Below are 17572 nucleotides of genomic sequence, written 5' to 3' on the forward strand. Positions count from 1 at the left end.
ATGGAATTTGCAAACCCTAAATATTTACTGTTACTCTTTCTGCTTATACCGCTAATTGTATGGTATATTGTCAAATTGAGAAAAGTACAGGCAACATTCAAAATGTCGTCGACCTTGCCTCTCAAAAACATAAAGCCGACAGTCAGAGTATATCTGCGCCATTTCCCGTTTTTGTTGCGGGTAATAGCTCTTGGGCTGATAGTGATTGTGTTGGCACGCCCTCAAAGCGTCAACTCTTCCGATATATCCAATTCGGAAGGTATCGATATTGTGATGGCGCTCGACGTATCGGGAACGATGATGGCACAAGATTTTTCGCCCAATCGTCTCGAAGCAGCAAAGAAAGTAGCGGCCGAATTTATTAACGACCGTAAGAATGATAAGATAGGATTGGTTGTCTTTGCAGGCGAGAGTTTCACTCAATGCCCCTTAACGACTGATCACCGCATATTATTGAATCTGCTCAACGAGGTAAAGTATGGAATGATAGAAGACGGAACAGCTATCGGTCTTGGTCTGGCCAATGCGGTAAACCGATTGAAAGACAGTAAGTCTAAATCGCGTGTCGTAATACTTCTTACCGATGGATCTAACAATGCAGGACAGATAGCACCCATGACGGCAGCCGATCTTGCAGCATCGTACGGCATACGTGTATATACTATCGGTATAGGCTCGCGTGGTTCGTCGATGGTTACCGATCCCCGTACCGGACAGCAATACCGTATAGATGCTGATATCGACGAGCGTGTGTTGACCGAAATAGCTTCCATCACAGGTGGAGAATATTATCGTGCTACCGACAATACCAGTCTGAAAGCAATATACGATCAGATCGATAGTATGGAGAAATATCATATAAGTGTGAATACTGTGACTAAGCGAAAAGAATTGTATATACCGTTTGCTCTGCTGGCTTTATGCTTGGTAGGATTCGAGTTGATTCTTCGCCGTACATTGTTGAGAAGTATACCATAAAGCTCGAGCCCCTCCTAGCCTCCCCCAAGGGGAGGAATTAGCGAAGCCACGAAATGGTATAGAACAGTAAATAGATGATGAATAATTATAAATATAAAACAGATACTCTCTCTGATCCCTCCCCTTGGGGGAGGCTAGGAGGGGCTTAACAAAAACTCTCTCTGATTCCTCCCCTTGGGGGAGGCTGGGAGGGGCCAATAGATATAAAATATGCACATGTTTAAGTTTGCAAACCCCGAATTTCTATATTTATTTATCCTGATACCTGTATTCATTATAGGCTTCATATTACTGAATATAATGAAGCGTAAAGATGTACAGAAGATTGGCGATCTGAGGCTGGTAAAGCGTATGATGCCCGAGCTGTCGCTCAAACGTTCGTACCTTAAATTCTGGCTGGTGCTGGTTGCTATCGGTTTCGGAATAGTAATTCTGGCACGTCCGCAGTTCGGAACAAAAGTAGAGAAAGTTGACAAAAAAGGTATCGAACTCGTTATCGCTATCGACGTATCTAATTCGATGATGGCTGAGGATATCAAACCCAATCGTTTAGCCAAAGCGAAGCAGATCCTTACACGTATCATAGACGAACGGAAGGACGATAAGGTAGCCATAGTTGTATTTGCAGGAGAAGCATTTATTCAGTTGCCGATGACTGCCGATAACCAATCTGCCAAAATATTCCTCGAAACTATCGACCCGAGCATTGTGCCCGTACAGGGAACTGTGATCGGTAGCGCCATAGATATAAGTATGAGCTGCTTCTCTAACGAGCAGGATATAGATAAAGCAATCGTATTGATTACCGACGGTGAAAGCCACGAAGGCAATGCCGAAGAGGCTGCTGCCAGAGCTGCTGATGCAGGAGTTCATGTAAATGTGGTGGGTATCGGCTCACTCGAAGGTGCCCCTATTCCTGTGGCAGAAGGGTCGAGCAATCAGAAACGTGATAACACGGGACAGGTTGTGATGACCAGACTAAACGAAGAAATGTGTAAGAGCATAGCTAAAGCCGGTAAAGGACTTTATGTGCATGCCGACAACTCGAACAACGCACTGAAAAGCCTTCAGGCCGAATTGGAAAAATTACAGAAAAAAGATATAGACGGAGTAGCATACTCGGAGTATGACGAAAAATTCCAGATATTTGCATGGGGAATGTTTATTCTCTTATTGTTAGAAATATGTGTATTCGATAAGAAAAACAGATTGTTTAGAAATATCAGACTCTTTAAGTAAGATAGCAGATGATTATGAAACGAAGTATATTTATACTATTATTTATATCCCTTACAGTTACTCTCTTTGCCCAAAAAGAAGAGCGAAAAGCTGTACGTGCAGGAAACAAGGCTTATAAAGATCAGCTTTACGGTACGGCCGAAGCTGAATACGATAAGGCAATAAAAGTAAATCCTAGTTCGAAAGAAGCATCTTTCAACTTGGCTAACTCGTATTACAAACAGCAAAAATGGGATGATGCCCTTACCGAATATCAGCATTATCTGACACTCGAAAACGAAGATCCTACCAAAATGAGTTCTGCGTGGAGCAATGTCGGTAATACGTATCTTAAGAAAAAAGCGAACGAGAAAGAAGGTCAGCAGCCTGTTATGCCGGGTCAGATGCCGGGAGCGCAGCAAAAACAAGGACCCGATAATCTTAAGCTGTCGATGGAAGCCTACAAAAATGCACTTCGCCTCAATCCCAAAGATGAGGAAACCCGCTATAACCTTGCTGTGGTTCAGAAAATGATCAAAGATAAGGAAGAAGAAGGCGGCGGTGGCGGCAAAGACGATCAACAGCAAAATAAAGATCAGGATAAGGACAAAGATAAAGACCAAAATAAGGATCAGAACCAAGATCAGAATAAGGATCAAAATAAAGACCAAAAGCCTGACCAGAATAAAGATCAGGAACAAAAAGAAAATCAAATGTCGCAGGATAATATTCAGCAGATATTGCAAGCGATAGAACAAGATGAGAAAGAAACTCAAGAGCGCGTGAAACAAACGAAAGCTCAAGACCGTAAGAAGCAAAACGAAAATAACAGAAGACAGAATAAAGACTGGTAAATGGTGCATACAGGAGATATACGGAGATCGTGCTTTCTTGCAATTTTACTCTTACAGTGTTTTGCATTGAGTTTTGCTCAGCAAAAGCAAGAGAGAAAGCAGCAAAAAAAGTCTGCTGTAGAGATCGATGCATTTATAAAAACGGTAGTATCTAAATCAAGTGTTCATCTTTCAGATACATTGACCATTACTTACCGTTTATATACCACCGTGGATATAAATAGAGTAGTTGAGGTAGATTTTCCATATATACGCGATTTTTATACTGCGAATATGACTCCGTCGCGTCAGAAAGTGGAAGAAGAAAAGATAAACAACATTAAATATAGGGTGATAGATCTTCGCACATTAGTATTGCAACCTCGGTCGATAGGAGAAAAAACTATTCCCGAAGGGGAAATAACACTTGAGTACGCAATCCCTACAGGCCGTAAGATGCGCAATGCATGGGGTGAAATATACGACGAATCAGAGCGAAAACTGGAAACATTGACTATCGATCCTGTAATCATAAATGTACATGATATGATAGCACTATAAAATTATTAACTTTGCGCGTCTTGCTGATTTAATACAACGAAGTGGTCTATGCTTTTTGTTTTTCGTATTATATTGTCGTCCGGAAGAACTAAAGATCTCGATTGTGAGATGCTTTACTACCGTTCAGCATGACAGCGAGAGTAAATTTATTCAGTTTTGAATAAATATTGATGATTATATTATTAACTTAAGAAATAAAAGGTCTAAAGCCTTTAAAAAGTGAAATTTAAACGATGAGGAAATATTGGTTTTTATTAATATTACTGCTCATAGGCATAACCAAGATACACGCACAGGATGTGAGTTTTGTTATCAATGCTCCTGCTTCGGTAGTAAAGGGAGCACAGTTCCAGTTGCAATATATACTTAAAGGCGGTTCGGGTAAAGACATAGATGTTCCCGAAAATATTAAAGGTTTCGATGTCTTGTTCGGTCCATCCATATCGCAGGTGTATAGCTCGTCCAATATCAACGGTAAAGTAACATCCGAAAGCAATGTTACCTATACCTATGTGGTAATGGCAAAAGAGGAAGGAACGTTTACGCTTCCTGCCGCATCTATCAAGATGGGTGGCAGTAACTATACGTCGAATACGAAACAAATAAGAGTACTGCCTGTCGACAAAAATGCCCAACCTACACAACCCGGCCAGCAGCCGCAGGCAATCACATCATCGTCGGTAGGAGAAGTTAATCCCAAAGATGCTTTTGTTCGTGCTATTTTCTCCAAAACCAAGGTAAACGAACAGGAAGCTGTAATGGTTACTTTCAAGTTTTACACTACGCTGCGCATCAGAAATGTAGGTAAGATCGAGTTTCCCGAGTTTGAAGGTTTTATGACGGAAGAGTTCGATCTTCCTGCCAATCGTCAATTGATAATGGAGCATTACAACGGACGTAACTATATGACTATCGATGTGAAAAAAACACTGTTGTTTCCGCAACGTTCGGGTAAGATAACCATTCCTTCGGGAGCAATGGAGATTGTATTCGAAGTAAGTTCGGGACAGCGTGTCGATACATTCTTTGGCCCTCAGGATGTAATGACCGAGAGTCGTAAGGTGCTGAAAACAACACCTGTGACTGTCGATGTATCTCCACTACCGGCGGGTAAGCCAGCCAACTTCTCGGGTGGCTTAGGAACTTTCACGCTGAAACCAACTATCTCGGCTCAAAAAATAAAAGCGAATGATGCTGTAACCATCAAACTGGATATAGTAGGTACAGGTAACCTGAAACTGATAAAAACACCTGATGTCGTTTTCCCTAAAGATTTCGAGACTTACGATCCTAAGATAAATAACGATTTCAAAATAACAGAGAAAGGCCTGTCGGGAACCAAATCGATAGAATACCTCTTTATTCCACGTTATCCGGGTAAATTTACTATTCCGCCTATCGAATTTTCGTATTACGATACCGATAGTAAATCGTATAAAACTCTTTCATCTCCTGCTTATGATCTCGAAGTAGAGAAAGACCCCAATGCCGGAAAGAACAACTCGGCAACGAGTTATATGAACCAACGTGAAGTGGAAGTAGAACAAGATATCCGTTATCTGAAAACAGGCGATATGTCTTTTTCCAACCCTAACGACTTTACTGTCGATACGGTAGCTTATCTGTTGTGGTACATAATTCCGGTAGTGTTGTTCTCCACATTCCTTATCGTATACCGTAAGCAAATAAAAGCGAATTCGGATATAGCGATGATGCGTACCAAGAAAGCAAATAAGGTGGCGACCAAGCGTCTCAAGCTGGCTAAGAAATATCTTGCTACTCACAATAAAGATGGCTTTTACGAAGAAGTACTGCGTGCCGTGTGGGGATATCTGAGTGATAAACTGACAATTCCTGTGGCTGATCTTAGCCGTGAGAATATCGAATTTGAGTTGTTGAGATATGGAGCAGACGAAAATCTGGTGAGCCAATATATATCGATACTCGATACCTGCGAATTTGCTCGTTATGCTCCGGCAGAATCAGATAAGGCAATGGACAATCTCTATGCCGAAACAGTAGATGCTATCGGTAAGATGGAAAGTACGAAACGCCCCTCCTAACCTCCCCTAAGGGGAGGCACGAGCCCCTCTGTTGGAGGGGTTGGGGAGGCTCAATTTATATTTAATTACAATTATTCATACAAGTCTATGAAACGAATCATATTATCATTTTTACTTCTGTTTGCTATATCTTGGGCAGTAAATGCCCAATCGGTAGCCGAGCAGGCACGGGAAACCTATGATAACGGCGACTACCGCCAAACAATAGAACTTCTTGAGAAAGAGATGTTGACAGAAAAAGAACAGGGACGCGAATCGGCAGACCTTTACTATAATCTTGGCAATGCTTATTTCCGAATCAACGAAGTAGCTAAAGCACGGTTGTACTACGAAAAAGCATTGTTGCTCGATCCGGGCGACAGAGATATTCGCCACAATATAGATTATGTTTCTACCAAAATAGAGGATAAAATATTAGTGGCTGACACATTCTTTCTCAGCACGTGGTTTACAGCCGTTCAGAATCTGCTTAGTTCTAATCGCTGGGCTACATTTGGCGTTGTATCTTTTGTGCTTTTTATTCTATGTTTAGCTCTGTTTTTCTTTACCAAACTTATTGTAGTGAAGAAAGGAGCATTTTATGCAGGTATAATTTTAATTCTATTTACTATATTTGCCAACATATTCTCGTTCAATCAGAAACGACGGATAGAAAACCGCGACACAGCTATCATTATGGCAGGCTCGGCTTCGGTAGTCAGTTCGCCCGATATGAACAGTAAAGAACTGTTTATCCTGCATGCAGGAACAAAGGTGACGATAACAAAAGAAGACCGTAGCTGGCTCGAAATAGAAATAGACAACGGTAGTATCGGCTGGATTCAGCGCGAGAAAATAGAAATAATTTAGAACGATAACTAATATTATGAAAAACGGATGAGCTTAGTCGAGAAGCTACTGCCAATAGAGAGAAACTACTTTTTGTGGTTGAACGAACATCATTCCCCGTACTGGGACAATTTCATGGAACTTTACAGTGGCAAAATTGTTTGGCTACCTCTTGTAATCGTTGTTCTCATAGTATATATATATAAAATAAAATGGAAAGAGGCACTGGTTCTCATTCTGTGCGGTGCATTGGTTGGTGTATTGTGTGATCAGATATCTTCAAGCTTTATCAAACCTTTTTTCGAGCGTTACCGACCTACACATCATCCCGACTTTAAAGATTTGGTAAGTGTCGTCCGTGGCTATCGTGGAGGGCGTTTGGGCTTTGTTTCATCGCATGCTGCCAATGGTTTTGGCATAGTTGCCTTTACATCTCTACTGTTTAAATACCGCCCTTATACAATCTTTGCTATTGTGTGGGCATCTATAACCTGTTACTCACGTATTTATCTCGGTGTTCATTTTATAACCGATATACTTGGCGGAATTGTACTTGGTGTTTTGGCGGGTTTCTTTTGCCACTTCATCTATTTGTCGGCACGCCATTATATTCTTAAAGTGCCTAAAGAAGAACTTTGTGTTCCCGTTCTTTCCCACAATAGAGCCAGAATTCTCATGGCTACTATTTTCCTTACAGTTGTATATATATCTGTTTATAGCGTTTTTGCTAATGGTTAATGAGGTGATGTGCTGATTAGTTTCTTTAGCTACTTATGCAAATCAATCGTTATATTTATTTTGTTTTTTTTCTTTCAACTTTATCTCTGTTCATTTTGACATTGCCCAAAACGAACCAAAAGGCTAGCGCTGGTTGCTCGCCTATGCGAATCGGCTTATTGTCTAAACCAAATACACTCTCCCTTTGGTCGACATTTGGTTTTTAACGGCAATTTCACCGTTCGCATAACGGCTGCACAACCTAGGCGCAGATGCTGACGCACGTCTAGCGTCTGTCTCGTTTTGCATCAAGGCAAAATGAAAAACAAGCCTGTAGGCGCGTTAGTTGAAAAAAGAACAAAATAAATATAATGACTGATTAACATTACCTATATTTATCTGGCAGTTACTTATTTTTGACCTTTCGGTAAGAAAATATTGCTATTCCTCTGCTATTAATCCCTTTATCATATAATAACTTAAATATGTAGGATAAATAAGGGAGTTGAACGCTTTTTTTAATATTTTTGCATTTATATTCGTATTGAATAAAGCGCATGGAAAAGAAAAAAAGCATTCTATTTAAAATTCTATCAAACGTTTACGTTAAGAATCTACTTCTGATGGCTCTTGTATTGGTTGTATTGATAACCATAATTCTTGTAGCACTTAGTTATTATACCAAACACAACGAGACAATAGCTGTGCCGACAATCAAAGGACTGCAAGTAGACGAAGCTGCAAGCATATTGCGGGCTTCGGATCTGAAATATGAGATAATCGATTCGGTCTTTTTGGCAGGAGGTGTACCGGGTGCTATTATAGATCAGGTGCCAAAAGAGATGGCAAACGTAAAAAGAGGGCGTACGGTTTTCCTTATCGTACAAGCCAAATCTGTACAGATGGTGGCAATACCCGAACTTAGAGACTACTCGCAACGTCAGGCCGAAGCGCAATTAAATTCGCTTGGTTTTAACAATATTATTATCGACCATGTACCATCAGCCTATGTCGGTCTGGTTATGTCCCTTTCGTATAAAGGGCAACAACTGACAGCCGGACAGAAAATACCTAAAGGCTCTACACTCAGAATGGCAGTAGGAGGTGGCGGTGAAGACACAGGCGTCGATAGCTTAGAACAGGAAAATCCTGCGACTAACAACAACACTATAGAAAAATCTTTTTTTAAGTAATGATAGAAGATTCATTTGATGAAATAGAAGATTTTTTGGAAGAAGATCTTATCGAGGAACTAGCTGAAGAACAAAGTCCCGAAATGCATGAACATTATCGGTTTGTAGCCGATAAAGGGCAGGGTGCGATGCGTGTGGATAAATATTTATCTATGCATATTGTAAATGTTTCTCGTAACAGAATACAACAAGCCGCCGAAGCCAATTGTATATTGGTAAACGACGTGCCTGTAAAATCGAACTACAAAATAAAACCAAACGATATCATTTCGTTGGTTATGGATCGCCCACCTCGTGTGCTGGAGATTCTGCCCGAAGATATTCCACTAGATGTAGTATACGAAGATAAAGATGTAATGGTGATCAATAAACCTCCGGGTTTAGTTGTGCATCCCGGCTTTGGCAATTATCAGGGAACTATGGTAAATGCTATCGCGTGGCGTTTGAAAGATACACCCGAATATGATGCTAAAGACCCTCGTCTGGGCGTTGTGCATCGTATAGACAAAGATACATCGGGGCTTATAGTTGCTGCTAAGAATCCGAATGCAAAGGCTAATCTGTCGGCTCAATTTTTCAATAAGACAACTAAAAGACAATACCTTGCACTTGTGTGGGGAAATGTAATTGAAGATGAGGGACGTATAGAAGGAAACATCGGCCGTCATCCTAAAGACCGCCTGCAAATGACTGTTTTCGAAGATGGAGAGCATGGCAAACCTGCCGTTACTCACTACAAAGTATTGGAGCGATTGGGCTATGTAACCCTTGTCCAGTGCCGATTGGAAACAGGGCGTACTCATCAGATACGTGTGCATATGAAGCACATTGGTCATACACTCTTCAATGATGCCCGCTATGGTGGAAATGAAGTGTTGAAAGGAACTAATTTCTCTAAATACAAGCAGTTTGTACAAAATTGCTTCACTCTGTGCCCACGTCAGGCACTGCATGCACAAACACTGGGCTTTGTGCAGCCGACTACCGGCGAAGAACTTATGTTCGAAGCACCTGTTCCTGCCGATATGCAACAGTTGCTCGAAAAGTGGCGCGGATACATATCGAGTCGTGATATCTAATAAAAACTAAAATATAGTCAGTAAGTTATATGAAAAAGAACGTTGCTATAGTGTGGGGGGGCTATTCCTCAGAAGCAATCGTGTCGGCAAAAAGCATGGTCGGCATCTATTCTTTCTTAGATAAAGAAAAATACAATGTTTACAAAGTTGAGATAACACGCAAGGGCTGGACTGTTGATATAGATGGTGAAAAAAGCCTTGTAGATAAAAATGATTTTAGTTTTGTAGACAAAAGACAGAATAAAAAAGTACCTTTCGACTTTGCTTATATAACAATACATGGCACTCCGGGGGAGGATGGTCGTTTACAGGGATATTTCGATATGCTGCAAATACCTTATTCATCTGCTGGAATGATGGCTTCGGCACTTACTTTCAATAAATATATCTGCAACAATTATCTTAAAAACTTTGGACTAGTGGTTGCCGATTCGGTTCATTTAAGCGAAAGACAAAGTTATGATACAGAAGCTATCGTTGCCCGATTGGGTTTGCCTGTGTTTGTGAAGCCAAGTATCGGCGGATCGAGCTTTGCAACTACGAAAGTAAAGGTTAAGGAAGAATTGAAAAATGCTATCGACATTGCATTCAAAGAAGCTAATGAAGTGATTATCGAGAGCTTTATAAAGGGAACAGAAGTGACCTGCGGTTGTTATAAAGTAAAAGACAAAGAAGTTGTTTTTCCCATTACGGAGGTAGTGACAACAAACGAGTTTTTTGATTATGATGCCAAATACGAGGGGCAAGTTGAAGAGATTACTCCTGCCCGCATTTCGGATGAAATGACAAATCTGATTCAGGCATTGACACTCAAAGTATACGATCTGGTGGGAGCAAAGGGCATTGCCAGAACCGATTATATAATATCAGACAATATACCATACCTACTGGAAGTTAACACGACTCCAGGTATGACAGCCACAAGTTTTATACCACAGCAGGTAGCTGCTGCAGGTTTAAATATTACGGATGTCTTAACAGAAATAATAGAAAACGAATTTAATTGACACTTTAGTTAATAATATACCATGAATAAAGAGTTTGATGACATAGCGCCTCTGTCGGATGATGAGGTTAGACAAGCAATACAGGATATATTAGTAGATCCCGGCTTCCAGCATGCCGTAAGATACATTATGCCCGATATTGACTGGGAGGGCTTCTCTGCTGCCATGTCGAGCTACAATACGAAACACGATTTTCAGTTCGACATGATATACAATACTGTATGGATGTTGGCTCGTAAATCTACAACTTTGCTTAAAGGCGAATGCTGGGACAATATAGATGGAAGTGTAGAACATTTGTTTATATCCAATCACCGTGATATAGTTCTCGATGCAGGGTTTCTGAATATACTTCGATGCGAACAGAATTTAGATACTACCGAGATAGCTATTGGCGATAATCTGCTGATCCATTCATGGATAGAAAAGCTGGTTCGTCTCAATAAAAGTTTTATTGTAAGACGTGGTTTGGGTGTTCGCGAACAGTTGACGGCTTCTAAACACATGTCTGATTATATTCACTACTGTATCACTACCAAAGGTGAATCGGTATGGTTGGCACAACGTGAAGGACGTGCAAAAGACTCGAACGACAGAACACAGATCAGCTTGCTGAAAATGTTGGCATTGAGTCCCGAAAAAACACCGTTTATCGATAGCATAAGAGAACTTAACATTATACCGATAGCTATATCTTACGAATATGATCCTTGCGATTATTTGAAGGCGAAAGAGTTTCAACTGAAAAGAGATAATCCCGAATTTAAGAAAAGTCAGCGTGACGATCTTTTGAATATGGAAATGGGAATCTTAGGTCAGAAAGGAAATGTTATATTCCGGTTTGGTACATGTATCAATGCCGAAATAGATAAGATTACCGAGCCTGATAAACGTGTGCAGGTCGAAATCATAGCTAATATAATCGATAAGGAAATACATAGAAATTACGAGATATTTGCAGGCAATTATATCGCTCACGATCTGTTGCATAACGAGCAACGATTTGCTGATAAATATACGAGCGAAGATGTGGATAAGTTTAAAAACTATCTTCACAAGCAAATAGAAAAGATCGATATAGAGAATAAGGATATAGATTATTTATGGTCGAAACTCCTCGAAATGTATTCGAATATACTTAAAAATCACTTGATAGCAAGAGCATAAGCTAGCATACAAAGGGAATCTATTCGGAGCGTTTTGTAAAATATTTCTTATATTTGTAATAACATAGGGTCAGCGACCTTAAAAAACTCAACCTAATGAATAGATACTTACTAACTATTGTATGCTTCATGTTTTGCTCTATGGGCTTTGCTCAAGTTGTGAAGCAAGGCGAAAAATTCATGGAAGTGTCGGAAGTCGAAGGAAAGGTTGTGTTTCTAAAGGAAATACAGCTTAAAGAAGGCACATCCGAGAGTGATAACTATCAGATACTGAGAGAATGGGCTAAGGTCAATTATGACAGAGATCCTTTCAGATCGAGTGTGAGATACGACAATAGGAATCGAGAGATTATTGCCAAATCGAGAGTGGAGTTAGTGCTTCCTATCGACACGAAGGGGGTACGCGAGAAAATGATAATGAGATACAGGATAAATGCATTCTTGTTTCAAGGAAAATGTGTACTTGAGGTAACGGATATAATTTATCTCTACGAAAATACAAAGAGTGACAAACAGCCTTTCCCAAGGCTTATTCGTGCCGAGGACTTTATAACTGATAAGCAACTCGAAGAAATAGGCGGTCATCTCGAATTTAAACAAAATACCAGAAAAAGTACATTCTATTTTCTTAATGAATTATCACAGGATTTAGAAAGTAAATTTGGATATTAATGTCATGTGTTATGCTTTTGAGAATTTATTATTAGATCAATTGTATTGATTTTTATTACACGAAAGCATTCCATACTAAATTGTTTTATTTGTAATTTGTGGGGTTTTAATAAAAATATTAACTTAACCGAATATTTTTATTAAAACCTTATTTATGTTTACACACAAAAGTTACTTAAAACTAGGGGATGTCTTAGGAACAGACCTTCTTTCTCTTCTTGATGGCGGTTATGAATTGGCTAATTGTGAATTCTCATTTCAGCAAGGAATAGATGACACAGGCAAAGCCTCTACACAAGTGTTTGGAGGGACATTGTCCTTAACACTACCCATGCTCCCACCTAAACCCATTATAGAATGGGCTTTGAATTCATGCAAGTATATGAAAGGTGCCATCGTATTGCTCAATGACCATGACGAACCCGTTGAGAAAATCTGGTTCGAAAATGCCGCTTGTATTAGTTTAGACGTTGACTACACTCAACGAGGAGAGTCTTATATGACTACAAAAATAGAGGTACAGGCAGAGAGTCTGCTTCTTGATAACGGGTTAGACTTCGACAACGAGTGGGTAAAATAACAATAACACAAAATATTACAAAGCATGAAAATTAATCCGTCAGCAGCCGTATCGGCAATAAAAAATATGTTCCCGTTTGTAGATTCGCATGTAAATGCATTTTTTTCTTTGGACGGAAAAGAGTATGAAATAGAGCATTTTAATGTGTCTTTTCGTCAGCCTGTGGATCATAAGGGACAGCCACAAAGTGAAACAAAAGGTGGAATAATACATATTAATATTACACAAGGAGCAGATTATAATTTATACGATTGGGCAAAAAGAGAAAATAAGAGAAAAAACGGCAAAGTTCTTTTCCGAACAGAAACAGCGGGTACTGTACTCGAAGTTGTTTTTACTAATGCAAATTGTATAAGGCTTACTCGATCAATTGATTCTTTTTCAGGGACAAAGACATCTTTAGTTATAGCTCCTGAAAAGGTATCAATGAATGGGATTACTCATGAAAATAAATGGAGGGAGTAAAGTATGCCAGAACCAATAATGAGTAGAGAGCAATTTTTCACATCTGTTAAATCAGGCGGTAGGCCTACTGGTGTTATTGCAAATTTAGGTTTTATCACTTGGAGAACTTCTTTAAATGAAAAATCAGTTCCAACATCTTTAATTATAAACCCTGTATATAACCGCAAAGGCTTAACTTATTACTCTGAAACACATATTGCTGAAATTACACCTATTGTCGAAAAAGATGTAAAAACAGGTAAATATGAGATTCTGAGTGATTATAGTAAAGTACAAACAGCAACAGTTATTCCGCTTCCGCCACCTGCACTACCAATATTCCCTGTTGGAGGTACAGCTGGCTATGAGGCACCTAGAATAACATCTCAAGATTTACAAAGATGGTCTCATGATACAAAAATGTTTATGTTGGCAATGGGAATGGCAACTTACATCATTGGGCGAGAAGAATATTTCACATGGAAAGACTTATTTCTAAATCAAGCTACAGGGACATCCAGAGAAGCTTGGAACAATCAACAAAAAAGAGAAAGGGAAGCCGAAGAGTTTGCACGATTGCAAGGGATTGGACACAAAACGATGCTAAATAATAATATATCAAATCCTCCTCCTGACGGTGGGTTTGATCCCAAAAGACCTTTCGATGAAATTCCTTTGGGTGTGAAGGTCGTTGTGGGGATTGGTTTAGGTGCATTTCTTCTGAAAAGTATATTCTATCCGGAAGAAGAAGTCGTTGATAAAAACAAAATTAAAAGCCTCGAAGAAAAAAAAGAGAAGCTAAAAGAGTCATTAGAAAATGGAAAAAAATAAACTTAGATTAATTTTAAATACAATTTATTATTTAGGCGCTTTATTTCTAATTATCAGAGTATTTTTATATCAGTATATCCCATACTCATTTAAGATTTACTGTACTATTGGGGTTGCTATAGCACTTATGTCCATAATCGTATTAGAAATTATAATCCATAAAAAGAAGAAAAAGAACCAATCCGAAAAATTCAGAAAGATGGCAATTCCAGCAAAGATGGAGATGCATCAAAAGGTAATAGAGCAGAGAAAAATAAAAACGAGCATATTATACAAATTAAATTATTACTCCTATGTTATAGTTTACAGTTCATTTTTCTTTTATCTTTTTTTTCTCCTAATGCTAACTTTATTTGAAGTTGAAATACATGAAGTTTTATATTACACATTTTTCGTGTTGTTAGGTATGTTAATAGGATATTTTATATCTGATAAAGCAAGAACTTACTTGAGAAAGAATCACGAACAAAATAAAAATTGACATAGAGCATTTCAATATTCGATTTACTCAAGAGCTGGATCACAAAGGACAACCACAACATGAGACAACAGGCGGACAAATATTCCTTTCCATGACTCAGTCTGTAAATGAAAACCTATATGATTGGGCGAAGCGTGAGAGTAAACGAAAAGATGGTAAAATCCTTTTCAGGACAGAAACAGCAGGTACAGTACTCGAAGTCGTATTTACCAATGCAAACTGCATTAATCTGAAACGAAAGATAAACGCTTATTCGGGTACTGAAACTACTATGGTTATTGCACCAGAAACCGTTTCACTCAACGGTATCACTCACGATAACAAATGGAGGGATTAAGATATGGCTGAAAGAATATCGCAAGCAGAATTCGAACACAGGTGTAAGTTGGGAGCTACTCAAGATGTCTTGGTAGATGGACTCGGCTATGTGTATTGGACATCGAGAGCAGGCACGGCAATTGGTCCGTGGGGAAATAAAGGTTCCGGCAAAACGCGGGCTTATATCTTACCCGTGGTATTACCCAAAAGGGGAATGCCCGATTTGTATCTCGATTGTGCCAAAGTAGCCATCGTGTTACCAGCCTTTCTCGATCCTGATTTTGGAGCACGGAAAAAAGAATCGGAAGAAAAGTTACAAGAACTCTTTAAGAAACATTATACAGATCAATCGACCAACAAACTGGACGAATGGAGCTACAATAAAATAAAAAAGAGAATTGAAGAAGGTAGCATATCTATGGCTGACGAAATGCCTTTAGATATCAAATATTCAGATGAACTAGCCGATTATTTTGATTATCACACAGGATATGATTCGAGGAAGATATATGCGTCGGAGATAAAAGAACAGGAATGGGATTGGCAAAGTAGAAGAGATGAGTATTTAGCCGGAGAGGGTCGTAATATGCTTATGTCTAGTGTGCTGCCATCACTGAATATGATTGGTGGAGTCGGTATTTCTGTCGCAAAGATAACAACTCTAGCCGGACAGGGGAAATATATAACATCTAAAGGATTGGTTAGAAAAATATCTACCTTATCGAAATTAACTAAACATGCACAGCCTTATGCTCAAACTGGGCGATTTCTAAGATATGGAGGATACTTTAGTCTTTTTGCGGGTGGATATTTAGACTATGTAGCATACGATAATAATGAAATTAGTGGAGCGAAGGTTGCTGCAAATTCGGGAGTAACAGTAGCAGGAGTGGTTATTGGTGCATTAGTGAGTGGCTGGGTCGCCTTGACTCTTAGTGTTGGATATTTTGGCATAGATCAATATTATCCCGGTGGATGGGAAGGTTATGGTAAAGATGAAATGGAGAGAAACAGAACCAGACCCTATGCTGGACCTAAATATTAAATGATATTATGTTGAAATTATTTCGTTATGCATTTTACAGAGCATATAAATTAATGCTTTCAATGGGTCGGAAAAATACAGAGGCATTAATAGTATTATTATCTTTCCCCATAATAGCGAACATTGAAATAATAAAGAATATTATTTGTATTGTTATGCATTATCCATATCCTAAAACAACATTATTTTATAAAATATTTATTGTTTTAACATGCATTGCTATTATATGTGCAATGCATTGCTATCTAGCTACTAATAAAAGGATGAAAATTATATTTAAAGAGTTTGAAGATATTTCCAATAAAGAAAAATATATATTGAATATTCTCTACTTTCTATATTTAATAGTGTCTTTCACTTTGGTTATTTATCTATCTAATATTATCAGAGCTAAGGAGTATTTAGAGTGGTAAGGGTGAAATCAATGATATTTTATGTAGGAGGACTACATCCACCTTTCCATATAAATTAGAAGAATTTATAAGAATGAAGAATAAATTTTTATGGGTGCTGGTAGCTCTATTGGTTATTCAATTATTGATAATTTCTATCCAAATGGCTGGGACAGGTATTTGAAGATTATGAAAGATATTGTGTTCCGCACCCATATGGACGTCTTAGATAGAGAAAATGAAAATATTAAAAGCATATCAATATTTGTTTTATAAACTCTATAAATCATTTGAGAAATGGAGTTTTCCCGTATTTTGGAGTGATGTAAAGGCAGCGTCAACAATAAGTATTTTATTATTTTTTACTATATTTTCTTTTTTTATCTATTATCAAGTATTTATAGATCGATATACTCATTTATCGGATAGCAATTTTGAGATTTACATCTTTTTTGCAATAACAGCTATAATGAATTATTTTTTATTCTATAAAAATAAAAAATGGAAGAAAATTATAAAAGAATTCGATCAGCTTCCTCAAAAGACAAACAGAATTGGTTCTGTATTAGTTATTCTTTTCCTTATATTAGTAATGGGCAATTTTGGATTTACTATTTATATGCTAAGCCAAATAGATTGGAGTTTATATAGGTAATAAAAGAAGTCTAATTACCTTGGTGGGTGGGAAGGTTATGGTAAAGATGAAATGGAGAGAAACAGAACCAGACCTTACGCAGGGCTTAAATATTAAATTGTTTTATGCTAAAGTTACTTAGATACGCATTTTATAGAGCATATAGGTTCGGTTCTTCTTATGGAAGAAATGATGCTACGCCATTGATAGTATTATTATCTATGCCCATTATAGCCAATGTCTATATTGTAAAAGACAGTTTTCATATTATAATGCGTTATCCATATCTTAAATCAACATTATATGATAAAATATTATTAGGTATAGAGTACGTTATATTATTCACACTATTATACCGATATTTAGCATCGAAAAAAAGAATAAAAGTTATATTTAAAGAGTTTGAAGATATTTCCAATAAAGAAAAATATATACTGAATATTCTCTACTTTCTATATTTAATAGTGTCTTTCACTTTGGCTATTTGTCTATCTAATATTATCAGAGCTAAGGAGTATTTAAACTGGTAAAA

At 38.2% G+C, this 17572-nt stretch carries 20 protein-coding genes; all 20 read left to right on the forward strand.

Annotated elements, in window-relative coordinates; all coding sequences use genetic code 11:
• The 20 genes from G7Y56_RS05270 to G7Y56_RS05365 all read left to right on the forward strand — a co-directional run bounded on the left by G7Y56_RS05270 (position 1) and on the right by G7Y56_RS05365 (position 17570).
• A complete protein-coding gene (locus G7Y56_RS05270; RefSeq protein WP_165022298.1) occupies positions 1-978 on the forward strand; it encodes a VWA domain-containing protein in 978 nt (325 codons plus the stop codon).
• Positions 979-1194: 216 nt separating this feature from the next.
• On the forward strand, positions 1195-2217 hold the full coding sequence (locus tag G7Y56_RS05275; protein ID WP_185153930.1) for a VWA domain-containing protein: 1023 nt from the start codon (positions 1195-1197) through the stop codon (positions 2215-2217).
• Between the two features lie 14 nt (positions 2218-2231).
• Positions 2232-3050, forward strand: a complete 819-nt coding sequence (locus G7Y56_RS05280; RefSeq protein ID WP_165041683.1) for a tetratricopeptide repeat protein — start codon at positions 2232-2234, stop codon at positions 3048-3050.
• The gene (locus G7Y56_RS05285; RefSeq protein WP_165041685.1) at positions 3051-3590 is read left to right on the forward strand and encodes a BatD family protein; all 540 of its coding nucleotides are present in this window, start codon (positions 3051-3053) and stop codon (positions 3588-3590) included.
• A 233-nt stretch (positions 3591-3823) separates the two neighbouring features.
• Positions 3824-5653, forward strand: coding sequence for a BatD family protein (locus G7Y56_RS05290; protein ID WP_165041687.1), 1830 nt, complete (start codon positions 3824-3826; stop codon positions 5651-5653).
• A gap of 87 nt (positions 5654-5740) precedes the next feature.
• Positions 5741-6502, forward strand: coding sequence for a tetratricopeptide repeat protein (locus G7Y56_RS05295; RefSeq protein WP_165041690.1), 762 nt, complete (start codon positions 5741-5743; stop codon positions 6500-6502).
• A gap of 27 nt (positions 6503-6529) precedes the next feature.
• Positions 6530-7219, forward strand: a complete 690-nt coding sequence (locus G7Y56_RS05300; protein WP_165041692.1) for a phosphatase PAP2 family protein — start codon at positions 6530-6532, stop codon at positions 7217-7219.
• Positions 7220-7755: 536 nt separating this feature from the next.
• On the forward strand, positions 7756-8391 hold the full coding sequence (locus G7Y56_RS05305) for a PASTA domain-containing protein (protein ID WP_165041694.1): 636 nt from the start codon (positions 7756-7758) through the stop codon (positions 8389-8391).
• On the forward strand, positions 8391-9470 hold the full coding sequence (locus tag G7Y56_RS05310; protein WP_165041696.1) for an RluA family pseudouridine synthase: 1080 nt from the start codon (positions 8391-8393) through the stop codon (positions 9468-9470). The genes G7Y56_RS05305 and G7Y56_RS05310 overlap by 1 nt, the downstream gene beginning before the upstream one ends.
• Before the next feature lie 29 nt (positions 9471-9499).
• Positions 9500-10477 carry a D-alanine--D-alanine ligase gene (locus G7Y56_RS05315; protein WP_165041698.1) on the forward strand — a complete coding sequence of 326 codons (978 nt, stop codon included), beginning with the start codon at positions 9500-9502 and terminating at the stop codon, positions 10475-10477.
• 21 nt (positions 10478-10498) lie between these two features.
• On the forward strand, positions 10499-11644 hold the full coding sequence (locus tag G7Y56_RS05320) for a hypothetical protein (RefSeq protein WP_165041700.1): 1146 nt from the start codon (positions 10499-10501) through the stop codon (positions 11642-11644).
• 95 nt (positions 11645-11739) lie between these two features.
• The gene (locus tag G7Y56_RS05325) at positions 11740-12315 is read left to right on the forward strand and encodes a DUF4468 domain-containing protein (RefSeq protein WP_165041702.1); all 576 of its coding nucleotides are present in this window, start codon (positions 11740-11742) and stop codon (positions 12313-12315) included.
• A gap of 154 nt (positions 12316-12469) precedes the next feature.
• Entirely contained in the window at positions 12470-12895 is a 426-nt protein-coding gene (gene tssD / locus G7Y56_RS05330) for a type VI secretion system tube protein TssD (protein WP_165041704.1), read from the forward strand.
• Between the two features lie 24 nt (positions 12896-12919).
• Positions 12920-13360, forward strand: a complete 441-nt coding sequence (gene tssD / locus G7Y56_RS05335) for a type VI secretion system tube protein TssD (protein ID WP_165022338.1) — start codon at positions 12920-12922, stop codon at positions 13358-13360.
• Between the two features lie 3 nt (positions 13361-13363).
• Positions 13364-14170: a hypothetical protein gene (locus G7Y56_RS05340; RefSeq protein ID WP_165041706.1), complete on the forward strand. Its 807-nt coding sequence runs from the start codon at positions 13364-13366 to the stop codon at positions 14168-14170.
• The gene (locus tag G7Y56_RS05345; protein WP_165041708.1) at positions 14157-14651 is read left to right on the forward strand and encodes a hypothetical protein; all 495 of its coding nucleotides are present in this window, start codon (positions 14157-14159) and stop codon (positions 14649-14651) included. The genes G7Y56_RS05340 and G7Y56_RS05345 overlap by 14 nt, the downstream gene beginning before the upstream one ends.
• A gap of 34 nt (positions 14652-14685) precedes the next feature.
• Positions 14686-14988: a type VI secretion system tube protein TssD gene (gene tssD, locus G7Y56_RS05350; protein WP_255498653.1), complete on the forward strand. Its 303-nt coding sequence runs from the start codon at positions 14686-14688 to the stop codon at positions 14986-14988.
• 3 nt (positions 14989-14991) lie between these two features.
• Complete coding sequence (locus G7Y56_RS05355; protein WP_165041710.1) at positions 14992-16014, forward strand: hypothetical protein; 1023 nt, start codon at positions 14992-14994, stop codon at positions 16012-16014.
• 861 nt (positions 16015-16875) lie between these two features.
• Positions 16876-17061: a hypothetical protein gene (locus G7Y56_RS05360; RefSeq protein ID WP_165041712.1), complete on the forward strand. Its 186-nt coding sequence runs from the start codon at positions 16876-16878 to the stop codon at positions 17059-17061.
• 104 nt (positions 17062-17165) lie between these two features.
• Positions 17166-17570, forward strand: a complete 405-nt coding sequence (locus G7Y56_RS05365) for a hypothetical protein (protein WP_165022353.1) — start codon at positions 17166-17168, stop codon at positions 17568-17570.
• The last annotated feature ends 2 nt before the right edge of the window (positions 17571-17572 follow it).

The sequence above is a fragment of the Dysgonomonas sp. ZJ709 genome (genome assembly GCF_011039195.1).
GTDB lineage: Bacteria > Bacteroidota > Bacteroidia > Bacteroidales > Dysgonomonadaceae > Dysgonomonas.

Bases quoted from the DNA above. Each gene is read 5' to 3' on its own strand.
- G7Y56_RS05285 (WP_165041685.1), top strand. From the start codon at position 3,051: ATGGTGCATACAGGAGATATACGGAGATCGTGCTTTCTTGCAATTTTA.
- G7Y56_RS05325 (WP_165041702.1), top strand. From the start codon at position 11,740: ATGAATAGATACTTACTAACTATTGTATGCTTCATGTTTTGCTCTATG.
- G7Y56_RS05310 (WP_165041696.1), top strand. From the start codon at position 8,391: ATGATAGAAGATTCATTTGATGAAATAGAAGATTTTTTGGAAGAAGAT.
- G7Y56_RS05275 (WP_185153930.1), top strand. From the start codon at position 1,195: ATGTTTAAGTTTGCAAACCCCGAATTTCTATATTTATTTATCCTGATA.
- G7Y56_RS05295 (WP_165041690.1), top strand. From the start codon at position 5,741: ATGAAACGAATCATATTATCATTTTTACTTCTGTTTGCTATATCTTGG.
- G7Y56_RS05340 (WP_165041706.1), top strand. From the start codon at position 13,364: ATGCCAGAACCAATAATGAGTAGAGAGCAATTTTTCACATCTGTTAAA.
- G7Y56_RS05355 (WP_165041710.1), top strand. From the start codon at position 14,992: ATGGCTGAAAGAATATCGCAAGCAGAATTCGAACACAGGTGTAAGTTG.
- G7Y56_RS05345 (WP_165041708.1), top strand. From the start codon at position 14,157: ATGGAAAAAAATAAACTTAGATTAATTTTAAATACAATTTATTATTTA.
- tssD (WP_165041704.1), top strand. From the start codon at position 12,470: ATGTTTACACACAAAAGTTACTTAAAACTAGGGGATGTCTTAGGAACA.
- G7Y56_RS05360 (WP_165041712.1), top strand. From the start codon at position 16,876: ATGAATTATTTTTTATTCTATAAAAATAAAAAATGGAAGAAAATTATA.
- G7Y56_RS05270 (WP_165022298.1), top strand. From the start codon at position 1: ATGGAATTTGCAAACCCTAAATATTTACTGTTACTCTTTCTGCTTATA.
- G7Y56_RS05305 (WP_165041694.1), top strand. From the start codon at position 7,756: ATGGAAAAGAAAAAAAGCATTCTATTTAAAATTCTATCAAACGTTTAC.
- G7Y56_RS05365 (WP_165022353.1), top strand. From the start codon at position 17,166: ATGCTAAAGTTACTTAGATACGCATTTTATAGAGCATATAGGTTCGGT.
- G7Y56_RS05290 (WP_165041687.1), top strand. From the start codon at position 3,824: ATGAGGAAATATTGGTTTTTATTAATATTACTGCTCATAGGCATAACC.
- tssD (WP_165022338.1), top strand. From the start codon at position 12,920: ATGAAAATTAATCCGTCAGCAGCCGTATCGGCAATAAAAAATATGTTC.
- G7Y56_RS05300 (WP_165041692.1), top strand. From the start codon at position 6,530: ATGAGCTTAGTCGAGAAGCTACTGCCAATAGAGAGAAACTACTTTTTG.
- G7Y56_RS05320 (WP_165041700.1), top strand. From the start codon at position 10,499: ATGAATAAAGAGTTTGATGACATAGCGCCTCTGTCGGATGATGAGGTT.
- G7Y56_RS05280 (WP_165041683.1), top strand. From the start codon at position 2,232: ATGAAACGAAGTATATTTATACTATTATTTATATCCCTTACAGTTACT.
- G7Y56_RS05315 (WP_165041698.1), top strand. From the start codon at position 9,500: ATGAAAAAGAACGTTGCTATAGTGTGGGGGGGCTATTCCTCAGAAGCA.